Below are 14,042 nucleotides of genomic sequence, written 5' to 3'. Positions count from 1 at the left end.
GTGCGTTCGGGCCTTTCGGTACCCTCTCACCATACCCGCACACAAACTTCACTTCACCCGAATCACTCGGATTGGAAAAAGCACCGGTACGGAGCGAACATATCCCGGATCATACTTCAGTTCAAAGAAGATATTTCTCTCCTCATGCGCACCGCTCGTATCGATCAGATATCGCAGTCCCGAACTGAGTCGCATGTTTCGATCCGGGAGAGTCACATTCGATCCCGGAACAATCCGAGGTATCGGTCCTATCGTCACAAACTCCACCAGAGACTCTACTGCTTCCTTCACCTTCCAGCTCGTCATCTGATACGTCGGCAGATCGTAGTCAGAATGATCATCAAGATAGAACATCGCATTCCATGCCGACAAAACGTCCCTCTCCGGAGTCCCCGTCTCCGTCTCAATGAAGGACCATATGTCTACTTCCCCTTTGTCGATCATTCGCTGGTGGAACCCCTTCCCACCACCCGTGATATTAGATCCGAACTGATCGACAATGAACCTCCAGAACGACCACGACACCCCATACCAGAGAGAGCGACCGCTGCATGGATCCGATTGGGCACGCCACCAGCTACATGGTCCCGTCCCCGAGACTCCATCCCGGAAGGACACCCTCTCATGCAGGTATGACCCCAAATCCGAGAAGAGGTCTACAAACCACTCACCATATGCCTCACGCTGTCCCTCAAGCTTATCCGGGCCGTAGTTTCGCCCCTCTGACAAGCCTTGAATCGCAAACCCTACTATTTCCTCTGCATACGTTGCCTGCCCTTCAGCCACCCATATCTCCAAGAAGACATTGAGTGCTTCCTCGATACCTGTCGTTCCTACCGCAGCCCGCCCTTGTTGGACATGAGTCAGCTCGTGAGCAATCAACGGCGGGACGATCTCCAGCATGCGCTCTCGATCAAGATCCTCATCCGGAGTCCGACCGTAGAAAATCTCCATATGATTGCTTCCCGCACAATGCGCCTTGTCGAGCATGTCCAGTACCGTCACCCATCCAAGCAATCCCGGGACAGCATTACCTACTTCATCTGTGAAAAGAACCGCGACTCGTTCGTCCCCGTTGACATCAGAGAACTCACCGAAGTAATCAATCAACACCGGCAGGATATCCTTATCCAGAATGTCGGTGAACCATGTGTAATCCTCATCCGTATAATCATTCCTGTTTGCAATATCTGCTACCATGACCACATGGGTACCAATATTCCTCACCACTCCCGTCACGACAGTGTTATCCGCACTGCAACTACCGAAACCGTGGAAGAGCTTGACCGTATCGCCTACTGCCGTCGTCGAATCAACTCCATATTTCGGACCTGCACGAGACTCTGCTAAACCCGGACGATGATTCGCCGCCGCGCTTCTCTCGCGCCTCCTCAACTCCTCCTTCGCTCTCCTATGATCTTCAATAATCACGGATCCCTCTTGGAAGTCCGTGGGAATCTCAGAGCCTGTTCCTGCAACCATCCCCTCCGCCACGGCTCCAGCGAGCCCATCATCAGCCGAAACTCGAGCGGTCAGCCTAAACGCATCATTGAGATCACTCACTCTTAGTAGATCGACACTATCCGGATGCGCAGTAGCCGACACCGTGATCACATAGTCCTTCTCCGTAGAGGATCGGGGGAACTCCAGACATATCGGCTTCGCTTCCACTCGAACACCAGCTCCGGGCGACAAACTGTCCACTGCAAACACCCCTCCAACAGCCAGATCGGCAGGTACTTCCTTGCCCGGCAGCTCAAAGGGGACCGAAATGGCATCGCCCTCTCCCGCATCATTCATGAGAACAAGGGCAATGTTACGATCCGCCGTGCATTGGAAACGTCCGAAATCCGGAATCGTGAACTTCACGCTATCTGCCGTTTGCACAGTAAAGGGCCGGCAGTACGGTGCCACTCCATTGGCGAATGTCTGCGCCGTCGTTGCATCGTAAGCCGCCGTGAAGGCGGTTATGATCCAATCATAAATCGCGCTGCAGGCCTCAAGCGGAGTTGGCTCCGGATTGGGACAGTCCGGAACCGTGAATCCGAATGGCGTGTATAGACCGTCCGTATACTCATACCATCCACAACCGCCTGCCGGAAGCCACGGTGGCGAAGAAAGAGGTAGAAACGCTCCGTCAATCCCCACTCTCGTCGTACTATCCAGTGCACTCCCCCTCAAAACGACTTCCGTACCCGGAGACACCATTGTGTTTCGCATACTGTCAATCGACGGTGCTGTAGCCGAAGCCGTATTCGCAATGACCGTTACGGTACCCGATCCAACAATCCCATCCTGCTGCGTTACCACGATTGACGATGTGCCTGCGCTAGATCCAGCCTGAAGAACCCCATTCCGCAACGCCTTCACCACAGACGTATCGCTCGATGACACGCCCACGGGCGGGATCACATAGGCAGGCTGATCGTTACGGTCCCTCCCGATATAGGACCATGCACCAAACGTGTTCGCAGCAACGGATACGCTTGGCACATCAAGACTAGCGACTGTCTGTTCTACCGTAATTGGTAAACTCGTGAATATTGCCGTCGAATCTCGCCGCACAAGGGTATCGACGATAGGACTGGTGAGGAACAGAGTATCAACTGACCGGATAAAGTGATTCTTAATGCCAACCCGAACCTCAGCCACGCCAGTCCATTTCGACTGAACAAAGAACGCCGTGTCTCCATCTGCCTTCGGATGGCTCACAACTCGCACAACTGAATCAGCACCAGGTGCGGCAGCACTTATCACAGTCCATACCAGTGGAGTATCCACTGCCGTAGATATCCGGGCCCCGGCCAGATCCACGAATCGGACATCCAGCTCGATACTGTCCATGGCAGCAGTGAAGCGTCCCGGCCTTCTTGACTGAACCTGCACAGCAAATGGGGCACCAACTACAAACTCATCTTGATCATTGCAGATCGGCCCGTGTAGACCGAGACCGAACTCACGCCCAACTGCCGCCTCCACCCATGCCTCCAACGATGCGCCGCCGTTCGTACACAGGCTTTTTGTATTGGACCAGTCGGCGCCGATCAGGCTAGGATTCTGAGTGATATCGAAAGCACCAGTGAACTCATTCTGTGAGAGGGAGAACCGAGTCAACACCGGGGACGCTATCACAGGTGTGCCCGACAGAGCATTCCCATTCACGCCGAAGATGATGAGAGTTGGAAAGTCAATAACTGGAAGCGGTCCAGAGAAGCGATTACTCTCCAGAATCACGACAGTCGCAAGCTCGAGCTCATTCATTTCTTCAAGAGATCCCCGCACTTCGTTCTGACGCATGTCAATAGCTGTGAGGGCGGATAGCGTATTGAAGAACCGGCTCGGCAGGGTTCCCCTCATCTCATTTCGGCCAAACTCCAGGGCATAGACCCTTCCCTCATGGAAAGCTGAAAGGGAATCCAACAACCTGTCCTCGTCGTTCGCAAAGACCCGATCTACAGCATCCAGTAGCGCTGCCTTCTGATCAGTGATCGACAATCCATCGACCACCCGTGCGACGTGTGATCGTCGGTCTAGACTCGCGAAGAACTTCGCACCTGTCGGAGCGAGCTGCTCAGTCCGAGCAACTAGCCACGGAGTGACGCCCTCCCAACCCGGATACTCATAAATCAACTGATCCGTGCCCCAGTTCCCATTACGAGTCCAATTGGGACCATCCAGCGCATGATAAAGTTCCATGAGCATATCACGTTCTGGATCAAACGCCTCCACGTTGGCCGTGTAGGTCTTTCCATCCGCGACAGCAACCACCTCTGTCTGTCCCTTACGTCTACTCGTGAGCAGACCGTTTCGATCTATGATTGCGACGAGAGTATCCTTCACGCTCCATTCCACTGATTTGGGCGTAATCTCAGTGAATCCGTCGAACAGCCGAAGCTTCAACTGCTGTCTCAGCAGAGGCCGATACAGCGTCAGAGATTGAGGCTCGATACCATCAGTAGGTGGCAGACGTTCACGCACTATCACGGATCGTTGTGCCCGCAGATGTCCTGTTTCAGCGACGATTGATGTCGTACCAAACCCCACGGCCGTTATCAGTCCCGATTCATCAACCGTCGCAATGGTTGTATCCCCACTCGACCATCCAACAGCCAGTGATACGGCGAGACCAGTACCAACAGCCCTCACCCTCGTCGTATCGCCTATCCGTGACAGGTGAATATCTCCAGATGGCCGAATCTCAATCTCGTCCAGGTAGGAGACCACAACGAGAGCTGTATCTACAAGAGTCGTCGTGTCTTCGAGATAGGTCGCCACAATCGACGCTGACCCCTCATCTCTTGCCGTCACCAGTCCGACGGCATTTACTGCCACAACACTGGTATCAGTGGATGACCACTCGGGAGACTCCCGACTGAATGGTAGGTGCTCACCTAAGCTGTAACGATCTCCTGCCGCGGTAGTGGCAACAGCGGCGAATGTCGCCGAAGCTCCCCGGGCAGGCAGATGGATGGTATCTGGTTCGATCTCGATCGATGTTGCGGGGGAGAACACACTCACGTGAACTGTCGCTCGAGCGGAGCCAGCACGAAGAGTGATCAAGGCGTCACCATGTCCTACGACTGTCACTAACCCCCCCGAGTCAACTACAGCCACTCCATCAAAGGGAAAGTCATATGTTATCGGCGCATGTTGGATAACATTCCTACGCCGATCCGTGACCTCTGCCTCGATCTGAAAAGTCGCTCCGGGAGTCTCGTAGAAGTAGAAGCTCTTGCTGATCAGACGGATCCGTCTCGCGACCGCAATCGTCGCCGGAACGCTATCTGCCACCCCATCATACCTGGCGATGAGAGTGGCCGTATCAGAACGAATCGCCCGTGCGCATGGGTAAGCGAGATGGGCATTCCCGCCACAACGGGTGGGTACGCGAAGAGCTCCGGCATCGGTAGATGTCCAAGTGACGGAACCAACCTCGACTGTTGTCCCGCCGGAATCACGAACAGTCGCACGAACTTGCTGATACTCATGAAGCTCTAGGAATACGAAGCGATCACGATCAATATCGATGCTCGCGGCCATCTGATTCACGAACACCTGAACAGTATCCTGAAGTCCACTCGAAACAGCTATAAGTTGCGTGTTGCCGTTTCCCCGAGCGGTGACTAGACCTTCATCGACCGTGGCAATCAGAGTATCAAGTGTGCTCCAGGCCACGTCAGATTGAGTCGAATCACTACCTACAACATCAACCAGCTGCGCCTGCAAGCGCAGAGTATCTTGAAGGGATCGAAATCGGACTGTATCGGGTGAGATTACGAGGGTCCAGCTGAAGGAAGGGGACGGCAACCGGGCAGCACGACTGTCTGGACCAGAGATGGTATCACTGCAATAGGCTACAGAAATGCCCAGGACTACGGTAAGCATCAGATGGCTGGCGAGGCGGCCGGACGGACCGCTGTTCGAGGTCTGGGATACGGGCCCCCTCAGCAAGGTAGCGGGCCCAGGCCGGCCGCAGCTCTTGGGACAACCCCGTAGCAGGCCGTGGAAGAAGTGGTTGCCGGCGTGGCCGGGCCATCACTCCCTCGCCTGGGGGTCGTGCGGATGCTTCCAGGCATTGTTGGAGCCATGTGTTGTACTCCGTTTCGTCGTCACGCTGCACGATCGCGCGCAGCGCCGCGCACGCCTCCTCGCACCGCGCGTCGAACCCGGCACCGGCCAAGAGACCCTCCAAGGCCCGGTAGAACGGGTGTCCCGGCGCCCGGATCCCTTCGGTAACACCGGCGCGGGACATCGCGACTTTTTCCACGGCCGTGTAGCTAGTGCTGCGAGATGCAGAGAGGCACAGCATAGCAATAGGTACTAGCGAATACTAATAGCAAGGTGGAAAAGCGCAAGCCTGTCCAACGGGAGACAAGCCTGAACGGGGGATGGGTTTCCACCGGGGAGTGAGCCCGAAGCGCGGGACGATGAGATGATGGAGGCATGGTCGTGACGCTTCGCACCGAACGGAGTCGGACGCTCGATGAGGTTTGCGCCTTCCTCGAGGGCAGCGAGCCCGTGGATCTTACCCTCGACGACCGGGACTCGGCCTATCTATCTCTTCGTCCGGCGCTCGCTGGAGAGGCTCCGCTACCACCGCCTCGGCAAGCCGGACAAGGGCCTCGTCAAGGTCTACCTCGCCAAGGTGACCGGACTCTCGAGAGCGCAACTCACCCGGCTGATCGCCCAGCACCGAAGGACCGGCCACATCCGCGACCGGGGCGGGAAGCCCCCGGCCAACGCCTTCCAGCGGCGCTACACGCCGAGGGACGCCGCCCTCCTGGCCGAGGTCGACGTCGCCTACGGACGCCTCTCCGGACCCGCCACCAAGGAGGTCCTCCGCCGCCAGTACGAGGTCCACGGCGACGGGCGCTTCGAGCGCCTCGCACACATCTCCAACGGCCACACCTACAACCTCCGCAATCGGCGAGACTACCGCCTGGGATCCCTCTCCCTCGACAAGACCCGCCCCGTCCAAGTCTCCACCGGCGTCCGCCGCAAGCCCGATCCCGACGGCCGCCCCGGCTTCGTCCGTGTCGACACCGTCCACCAGGGCGATCGGGACGGCGAGAAGGGCCTCTACGCGCTCAACGTCGTCGACCGGGTTACCCAGTTCGAGCACATCGGCGCCGTCGTCCGCAACGTCCGGCTGCTCAAGGGCGTGGGTGCCGGGCGGACATCCGGAAGTTCATCGAGAAGATCCCATGTGTAGATGGCAAGAAGGAAGGTGCAGATCGCAGCTGGAAAGGCTTGCCCCGGAGAGCCGCGTGGACCTGCGGAGGGCGGGGGGACGGCTCGTCCGGCTACGCGAACGATTTCTTCGGTGGGTCGGACGCCCACTCGCGAGCGCGCGCCCACGCGGCGGCGGTCACGAGCGCGAACGACGCGGACCACGCCCAGTAGGCGGGACCGAGATGTCCGTACATGACGAGGTCGCCATCGACCGTGACCGGAAGCGGACGCAGGAGATTGAGGATTCCGAATCCGAAGGCGGAGACACTCAGCGCCGAGAGCGCGCGTCCCGTCCATCCGTCGATCCGGCGTCGGACGCGGCCGAATACCGGAAACGTCATGGCCATCGCCAGGCTCGGCAGCAGTGCAATGATCCAGCCGTTCCTCAGCGCAAGCCGCAGGAACTCCCACCCCGAGGCGGAGACTCCGAAGTCCGCGGTGGACGGCCCAAACGCCACAATGCCGAAGCCGGGGAGAAGGAACGACAGCCCGTACAGCCCCCATCCCGCCACCAGGAGAGGCCTCCACCCGGGGGTCTCCGCTTTCGCGAACTCCCGGACGAGGACGGGCGGCTCGCCGATTTCTTCGCGGACCGCGGCTCCGAACGCGGAGTCGGAGCCCAGGGTGGGGTCCCACTCCAGGGCCTCAACAGCATGGGTCCGAAGGTGATCCTCCAGCTCATCCAGTTCGCGCGGAGAGAACCACCCTTTGCCCTCCAGGCCCTCCCGCCAAGTCCGGACTTCGTCATCCAGCCGACGCACCGGCGCCTCGCCAGGACAACTCAAGGGTTGCATGCACCGCCTGCCAGCTCGCCCTGTCCTTCGACATCTGGCGCCGACCGCGGGCGGTCAACCGGTAGTACTTGCGCGGCCGTTCTTCCTTGGTGATCTCCCAGTAGCCCTCAATGAACCCGTCGCGCTCCAGCCGATGGAGCAGCGGATAGAGCATTCCACCGGCCCACTCCAGCTCGCCAGCCGAGAGACGCTTCACGTGCTTGAGGATTTCGTACCCGTACCTGTCACCTCCAGCCAGGATGGAGAGCACCAGCGGGCGCGAGGAGGCCGCCACCAACTCCTTGTAGATCTTCTTTTTCATTCGCTCCCCGCCCGCCGCCCGCCGTTCAGGCGACGCAGGATCTTCCTTGAGCGCTTGGCGGCTGCAACAGCCGGAGGTCCCAGCAGCGCCAGCACGAGCGCTCCCGCAACGACTCTCGTCACGACCGTCTGGAGGAACCGCTCCCGGATCGCGGTCCGCCGCTCCTCCTCGCTCCGTATCAGGTCGGCGACACGTCCATCTTCGGCCCAGCGCGCGGGGGTGCCGCCGTCGAAGGCTTCCGCCGACAGATCCGCGCCTTGCCGGAGGAGTATTTCCACGATGGCCGGATTCGGGTCGCCCACCCTCATATCATTCGGCCGTCTTCTCGCGGCGTCGTGCAGCGGCGTCTCTCCGTCCCTCGCCTGGGTGTTCACCTGCGTTGCCTGGACCAGCTCTTCCACCACTTCCGGGTTGTCGTTGTACAGGGCCGCAAGGTGCAGCGGCGTCCGCCCTGGTCTGTTCACGGCATAGACGTCCGCGCCGTATCCGAGGAGCGCGCGTACGACTTTCGGATTTCCGCTGAACCGAGCCGCGTAGTGAAGCGGCGTTCGATACTCGGGCGGTGACGAAGCCTCCAGGCTGGCCCCCGCCTCGACGAGCACCGCGATCACTGCCGGATCGTCGCTGAACCCTGCCGCCAGGTGCAAGGCCGTTATGTTCTTGGGCGGAAACCGGTCGTTGATCCTGGACCCGCGGGCAAGGCACTCCCTTACCGTCGCCGGACCGGCGGTCCGCCAGAACTGCTCCGTAGCCCAACCCTCGCACGGAGGCTGGGCGGCAGCCTGTGCGACCGGCAGCGCGATCAGAGCTTGAAGGGCGAGAAGAATCGCCAATGGACACCTCCTTGGAAGAAAGGTGCGACCGCGACATCATCTTAGCCACCAGCGCCGGCCTCGGCAGCGGCGGGGTCGAGCCGGAACGGTTCCCGGATGTGCCCCGCGCCGACGATCGCAGGATCCGGGTTGACAATGTCTCTAACATGAAATCATGTTTGACGCATGTCAAAGATGCTTCAGGTCCGAAACGTGCCGGACGACCTGCACCGGCGGCTCAAGTCCCGCGCCGCGCTCGCCGGCACATCGATGTCGGACTACGTCCTCCGCGAGATCCGGCAGTCGCTGGAGAAACCTGCGCGGGAGGAGTTGTTGGCCCGCATGGCCCGGCTGCCGCCGATCGAAGTCGACCCGCCTCCGAGCGAAGTTCTGCGGGCCGCCCGGGAGAGGCGCTGAGCCGCAGTGATCGTCGTTCTGGACGCGTCAGCGGCTGTGGACCTGGTTCTCGGTACACGATCCGGCGCGCGAATCTTGCGCCGGGTCTGCGATCCGGAGCTTTCTCTCCATTGCCCCGCACTTCTGGACCTCGAGGTTTCCAGCGTTCTGTGGCACTACGAAGTCGCGGGCACCGTGTCACGCCCCCGTGCCGCCGAGGCGTTCCGCAACCTTCGGGACCTCGACTTGAAGCGGTACGATCACGAACCACTCCTCCCGAGGATCTGGTCCTACCGGCACCACATGAGAGCGTCCGACGCGACGTACGTCACATTGGCCGAAAGCCTGGGCGCCCCTCTGCTCACCACGGATGATCGGCTTGCCGGGGCGCCGAATCTTCCCGTTCGCGTCGAACTCTTCTCGGCCCGAGCCGAGCCGGACCCCGCACCGGGTTCGCACGCTGGATATCGAATCCCCGCACGGCTACGCTCCCGTGGTGGAGCGACGGAACCGTCAATCGAGGAGGGGCGTCTGCGCGCGCGAACCGGGGAAATGTCGGCGGTGTCCAATGGGCCGTCGAAGGTGACGGTGATTTCCGAGGCGGCGCCCTGCTCGCTGGAAGAGGTGCGGGAGCGCGCGGAGCCGGTACTGCGGAAGGCGGGAGCGCGGAGAGCCATCGTGTTCGGCTCGTGGGCGCGGGACCAGGCCGACGGGTTTTCCGATCTCGACCTGGCCGTCGTCATGGAAACGGATCTGCCCCGTCTGGAGCGCGGGCGAACGTTAGCCCGGGAGCTGGATGGCGCGCTTCCCGTCGTCGTCGACCTCCTCGTTTACACGCCCGCCGAGTTCGAGGCTGGCGAGGCCGGAGGCTTTGGCGTCTTCGATGTCTTCCGACGCGAGGGAGTGGACATTCTGTGAGAGTTCCGTGACCGGCGAAGACGAGGCACGGCGGTGGCTGGCTGTGGCCGTGGAGGATCTCGACTTCGCGGCCTACGCGGAGCAGGGTGAGTACCACGCGCACGCTTGCTTCTCCGCTCAGCAGGCGGCCGAGAAGGCGGTCAAGGCGGTCCACTATGCCGGCGGGGCGCGCGCCGTACTCGGACACAGCGTCCGGAATCTGATAGAACGACTCGATCCGCGCGTAGCCGAGTTGGACGCCCGGCTCGACGACGCCCGCGACCTGGACCTCTACTACGTCCCCACCCGCTACCCGAACGGCCTCGACTCATGGACACCCGCGACGGGCTTCGCCAAACCGCAGGCTGAGCGAGCACTCGCCGCGGCGTCAGCCATCGTCGAGACCGTCCGGAAGCATCTCCAGACTCGACTCGGACCGGCGTAGCGGCAGGTCAGGACCGGTCGGGGACGGGGATCCCGTAACGCTCCAGCGTCTGCTTCACCGTCGGGCGGCCGAGGCGGACGCGGTCATCGTCGAGCAGGTAGGAGAACAGGTAGCCGGCGCCGAGCATGAGGATTCCGATCAGGAAGCAGTACATGACCGCCCGGTCGGGGTAGCTGTCCTTCAGGTACCCCACATACAGCGGGCCGCAGATCCCCGCCGCGGCCCACGCCGTGAGGGTCGCACCGTAGACCTTCGACATGTTCCTGGGGCCGTACACCTCGAGGATGAACGACGGCATGGTCGCGAACCCGCCGCCGAAGCAGAGCAGCACGTAGCACACGAGCGCCGAGAACACCCACGGGTTGGATTCGGTCATGAGGACGCCGAACACGACCATCTGGCTCGCGAGCAGCATCCGGAACACGGCCACGCGCCCGACACGATCGGAGAGCCAGGCCCACAGGATCCGTCCCAGCCCGTTGCACACGGAACTCGCGGCGATGAGCGTCGCGCCGTACTCCGCCAGCACCGCCGGCTCGACGCTCGGATCGGCCAGCCCCCACACCTCCTGGAGGAGTTCGGACTGGAAGCTGATGACCGAGATGCCCGCGGCGATGTTGAAGAAGAAGACGATCCAGATGATGACGAACTGGCTGGATGTCAGGTACGGGGCCACCTGTGCGGGCTGCTTCCACGGCGCGACCTGGGCGGCGGGCGGGTCGTCGATGACCAGGCTGCTCGGGATCAGGATGCAGGCGAAGACGATCCCCAACCACAGGAAGGTCTGCGGAAGGTCCCCCTCCGTCTGCAGCACGAGCAGGGGCGCGAGACCCTTGCTCAGGAGAAGCGCGCCGATGCCGAAACCCATCACGACGATGCCCGTGACGAGTCCCTTCCGGTCCGGGAACCACTTCGCGGCCGTGGTGACGGGTGTCACGTACCCCAGTCCGATGCCCATCCCGCCGATGAACCCGTAGCCAAGGTAGAAGAGCAGGATCGAATCCAGCCGCAACGCGAAGCTTGCCACGACGTAGCCACCCGCGAACAGGGTGCTTCCGATGAGGGCGAGACGCCGGGGCCCCACCTTGGGCAGCAGCTGGCCCGCCCAGGCCGCGGCCGTCCCGAGAGAGAAGATCGCGATGCAGAAGGCCAGCGATCCCTCGGTGAACGTCCAGCCGGCCTGCCGGACGAGAATCGTCTGAAAGAAACTCCAGGCGTACACCGTGCCGAAACAGACCTGCAGGACGGTGCAGAAGAAGGCGATCGCGACTCGGGGCGCCTTCCAGCCCTCCGAGGATGAGGACACCTCAGTCCGCTCCCGGCGCCGTCTCGCCCTTCACGGCGTGCAGCATGAGGCGGGCCATCTCCCCGATCTCGTCATCGCGCGCCAGCACCTTCGCATCGGTCGCCGCGGCTTCGTCACGGCTCGCCAGCGTCACCACATAGGACAGCAGGTCTTCCAGCGGCGTCGCGGCGAGTCTCACGAACCAGATCGAGCCCAGGATTCCGACGATGAGGATGATGCAGATGAGATAGATCTGCTGGCCCGTGGCCCGCTGGATCTTCAGCCGCACCAGATCGAGGTCCATCCCCACGTGCACCGTGCCGGCCTGGCCGGCCAGGATCGGGCTGCCCACCTCGACGAAGTCTCCCATTCCCGGCAGGCTGCGTTCGATCGCCTCGGTGGCGTGCGGATCGCCCTCGCGGATCACCTCGGGGACGCCGGGCACGAACGTATGCGTCAGAATCTCGCCGGTGTCGCTCGTGATGTAGATGTACCGGATGCTCTGGATCTCGACGAACTGGTCGATGAGCGACTGCAGCGTGGCGAGGTTGCGGTTGAGGAGGATGTCGACGCTGGAGTCGGCGATGTTCTTGGCGATGTTCGCGCTGTTGCTCTCGTACTCCTCCGACAGCTGGCTGGAGACCGTGCGGATCGAGAGCGCGGAGGTGGAGAAGACGATCGCCCCGAAGAGGACGAAAATGCCGAAGCGCGTCCTCCGAAAGAGCTTCTTGATCCGGATCTCGTTTGCTTCCGGCCGGCTCACGAGGCCCCGTCGCTTGTCGCGTTCAGGCCGAACTTGGCTTCCCAGTCGTTGAGGGTGACGAAGCGGCCGTCCTCCACGACAGTGTGATAGACGCTCTGGAGACCCTGTCGTCGATCGGGCCCGAACGAGACCATTTCGCCGATCCCCAGATCGTAGTTCCGCACCGAGAACACCGCGTCGTTCAGCTTGCCGCGCTCCGGTGTGCCGTCAATCCGACGCAGGATTTCCGTCAGCAGCTTCGCATCCAGGTATCCCTCGAGGCTCGTGAAGCTGTACGGGAACGGGTCGTACGGTTCCACCACCAGCTCTTCCGGCACCTGTGGATCGTAGCGGTCCATCAGATCCCGGTACTCGGGCACGGACGGAATCGTCGTGTCCTCGTAACTGGGCACGACCTGCGAATTCACAAGCCACGGTGTGTAATGGGCCGGGTCGTCGCGGCTGGCCTCCACGAGGAGGGAGAGCAGGTTCTCGCTGCCCACGAAGGAGAGGTTCGCGATGGGCACGTGCAGACCCAGATCCATCGCGTCGCGGGCGAAGGCGGCGCAGGCGGCGTACGCCCCCACGCAGATGACCGCATCGGGCTCGGCCTCCTGCAGGATCTCGACCTGCGGCCGCATGATGCTCGTGAACTGCGTGCCTCGCCGGTAGGTGGCCTCACCTGCAATCGTCTCCCCGTGCCGTGCCAGCGCCGCCCTCACGCCCGCCCAGCCGCTGCGCCCGTAGGCGTCGGCCTGGTAGAAAACGGCGATGCGCCGCCGCCCGATGCGCACGAAGTTGTCGACGAGACCGGCCGTCTCCTGGCCATAGGAAGCGCGCAGGTTGAACGCGAACTCCCCGTACGGCGGCTCCCGCTGAGGCTGCGCGCCGGTGAAGGGGAAGAAGATGTACATCTGCTGGTCCTGGAACTTCTTCAGAAGCGGCAGGACGCGGGTCACGGTCGGCGTGCCGACGTAGCCGAACAGCAGGAAGACCTCGTCCTCCAGCATCAGCTTGAGCGTGTTCTCCACGCACGGATCGGGCTGGTAGCCGTCATCGTAGAGCTTGGGAGTAATCCGCCGGCCGTTGACGCCGCCCTGCTCGTTGACCTGCCCGAAACAGGACATCGCCCCGCGATACAGCTCGGTGCCCAGTCCCCGCGAGGGCCCGGAAAAGGCCGCGGACACGCCGAGGAGGATCTCGTCGTCCGGCTGCGCCTGGCTCCTTCCGCTCCAGCGCAGGCCGGGAGCGAGCGGCCGGGAAGAGGAGGCAGCGGAGGCGGCGGATGCGCCGAGCGATGTCGCGAAGGGCGCGCCGAGCAGACCGGCGAGCCCGGCGCGGATCGCCGAGCGGCGCGTCAGGAGCCCGCCGGGTGGCGGTGGGAGCGCCCGGGGCGGATCGCGGTCCAGGACCGGCGGTCCGTCGGAAGGCTGCGTCCCTTTTCGACTTCCGGACAATACCCTCTCCTTGCCTACGTCGGTGGCCATCCGCGTCGCCAAGGCCAGTCCGTCGTGTGGCGACCGACCGGCATCAGAGTTTATTCGCAAGTACATTCATGTTCAACCTGAAGCCCCGCTCTCCGGTCGATCGGAGGCCTCGGATTCGATACGTTGCCCTACGGGAAAGCCCACAGAATAA

Annotated in this window: 11 protein-coding genes and 1 pseudogene; 5 read left to right on the top strand and 7 right to left on the bottom strand. The window is 61.9% G+C overall.

What is annotated here, in order from left to right:
- Nucleotides 1-48 precede the first annotated feature (48 nt).
- The gene (locus ACOGXI_RS06900) at nt 49-5,226 is read right to left on the bottom strand and encodes a hypothetical protein (protein WP_419938133.1); all 5,178 of its coding nucleotides are present in this window, start codon (nt 5,224-5,226) and stop codon (nt 49-51) included.
- A 757-nt stretch (nt 5,227-5,983) separates the two neighbouring features.
- Between ACOGXI_RS06900 and ACOGXI_RS06895 the strand changes: the two genes are divergently transcribed.
- Nucleotides 5,984-6,712 carry a hypothetical protein gene (locus ACOGXI_RS06895; RefSeq protein WP_419938132.1) on the top strand — a complete coding sequence of 243 codons (729 nt, stop codon included), beginning with the start codon at nt 5,984-5,986 and terminating at the stop codon, nt 6,710-6,712.
- 91 nt (nt 6,713-6,803) lie between these two features.
- Here the strand turns inward: ACOGXI_RS06895 and ACOGXI_RS06890 are convergent, their stop codons facing one another.
- From ACOGXI_RS06890 to ACOGXI_RS06880, 3 genes are read right to left on the bottom strand one after another with little or no spacing between them, the layout of a single operon-like run.
- On the bottom strand, nt 6,804-7,493 hold the full coding sequence (locus ACOGXI_RS06890; RefSeq protein ID WP_419938131.1) for a hypothetical protein: 690 nt from the start codon (nt 7,491-7,493) through the stop codon (nt 6,804-6,806).
- Nucleotides 7,477-7,827 (bottom strand): PadR family transcriptional regulator, encoded by a 351-nt coding sequence (locus tag ACOGXI_RS06885; protein ID WP_419938130.1) that lies wholly within the window; start codon nt 7,825-7,827, stop codon nt 7,477-7,479. Before ACOGXI_RS06885 ends, ACOGXI_RS06890 begins: the two co-directional genes overlap by 17 nt.
- Nucleotides 7,824-8,660, bottom strand: a complete 837-nt coding sequence (locus ACOGXI_RS06880) for an ankyrin repeat domain-containing protein (RefSeq protein WP_419938129.1) — start codon at nt 8,658-8,660, stop codon at nt 7,824-7,826. Before ACOGXI_RS06880 ends, ACOGXI_RS06885 begins: the two co-directional genes overlap by 4 nt.
- A gap of 165 nt (nt 8,661-8,825) precedes the next feature.
- Here ACOGXI_RS06880 and ACOGXI_RS06875 point away from each other — a divergent pair, with 165 nt between their 5' ends.
- From ACOGXI_RS06875 to ACOGXI_RS06860, 4 genes and pseudogenes are all read left to right on the top strand, one after another.
- Nucleotides 8,826-9,056, top strand: a complete 231-nt coding sequence (locus ACOGXI_RS06875) for a FitA-like ribbon-helix-helix domain-containing protein (RefSeq protein ID WP_419938128.1) — start codon at nt 8,826-8,828, stop codon at nt 9,054-9,056.
- Between the two features lie 6 nt (nt 9,057-9,062).
- A pseudogene (locus ACOGXI_RS06870) lies at nt 9,063-9,407 on the top strand (type II toxin-antitoxin system VapC family toxin); the annotation flags it as partial.
- A gap of 189 nt (nt 9,408-9,596) precedes the next feature.
- Nucleotides 9,597-9,953, top strand: a complete 357-nt coding sequence (locus ACOGXI_RS06865; protein WP_419940169.1) for a nucleotidyltransferase family protein — start codon at nt 9,597-9,599, stop codon at nt 9,951-9,953.
- A 7-nt stretch (nt 9,954-9,960) separates the two neighbouring features.
- Nucleotides 9,961-10,377 (top strand): HEPN domain-containing protein, encoded by a 417-nt coding sequence (locus ACOGXI_RS06860; RefSeq protein ID WP_419938127.1) that lies wholly within the window; start codon nt 9,961-9,963, stop codon nt 10,375-10,377.
- A gap of 7 nt (nt 10,378-10,384) precedes the next feature.
- On the opposite strand, the gene ACOGXI_RS06855 is transcribed toward ACOGXI_RS06860, so the two are convergent.
- Genes ACOGXI_RS06855 through ACOGXI_RS06845 form a run of 3 tightly spaced genes read right to left on the bottom strand, consistent with a single transcriptional unit; the run spans nt 10,385 to nt 13,861 of the window.
- Entirely contained in the window at nt 10,385-11,683 is a 1,299-nt protein-coding gene (locus tag ACOGXI_RS06855; RefSeq protein ID WP_419938126.1) for an OFA family MFS transporter, read from the bottom strand.
- Between the two features lies 1 nt (nt 11,684).
- The gene (locus ACOGXI_RS06850) at nt 11,685-12,425 is read right to left on the bottom strand and encodes a hypothetical protein (RefSeq protein WP_419938125.1); all 741 of its coding nucleotides are present in this window, start codon (nt 12,423-12,425) and stop codon (nt 11,685-11,687) included.
- Entirely contained in the window at nt 12,422-13,861 is a 1,440-nt protein-coding gene (locus ACOGXI_RS06845; protein ID WP_419938124.1) for an ABC transporter substrate-binding protein, read from the bottom strand. The genes ACOGXI_RS06850 and ACOGXI_RS06845 overlap by 4 nt, the downstream gene beginning before the upstream one ends.
- Nucleotides 13,862-14,042 lie beyond the last annotated feature (181 nt).

Origin of the sequence: Candidatus Palauibacter sp. (assembly GCF_965208055.1) — a bacterium.
Classification (GTDB): Bacteria; Gemmatimonadota; Gemmatimonadetes; order Palauibacterales; family Palauibacteraceae; genus Palauibacter.
Note: the sequence above shows the minus strand (reverse complement) of the source record. Positions and strands in the feature narration are given on the sequence as shown.

Coding starts and splice junctions, on each gene's coding strand:
- ACOGXI_RS06895 (WP_419938132.1), top strand. CDS start 5,984: ATGAGGTTTGCGCCTTCCTCGAGGGCAGCGAGCCCGTGGATCTTACCC.
- ACOGXI_RS06885 (WP_419938130.1), bottom strand. CDS start 7,827: ATGAAAAAGAAGATCTACAAGGAGTTGGTGGCGGCCTCCTCGCGCCCG.
- ACOGXI_RS06875 (WP_419938128.1), top strand. CDS start 8,826: ATGTCAAAGATGCTTCAGGTCCGAAACGTGCCGGACGACCTGCACCGG.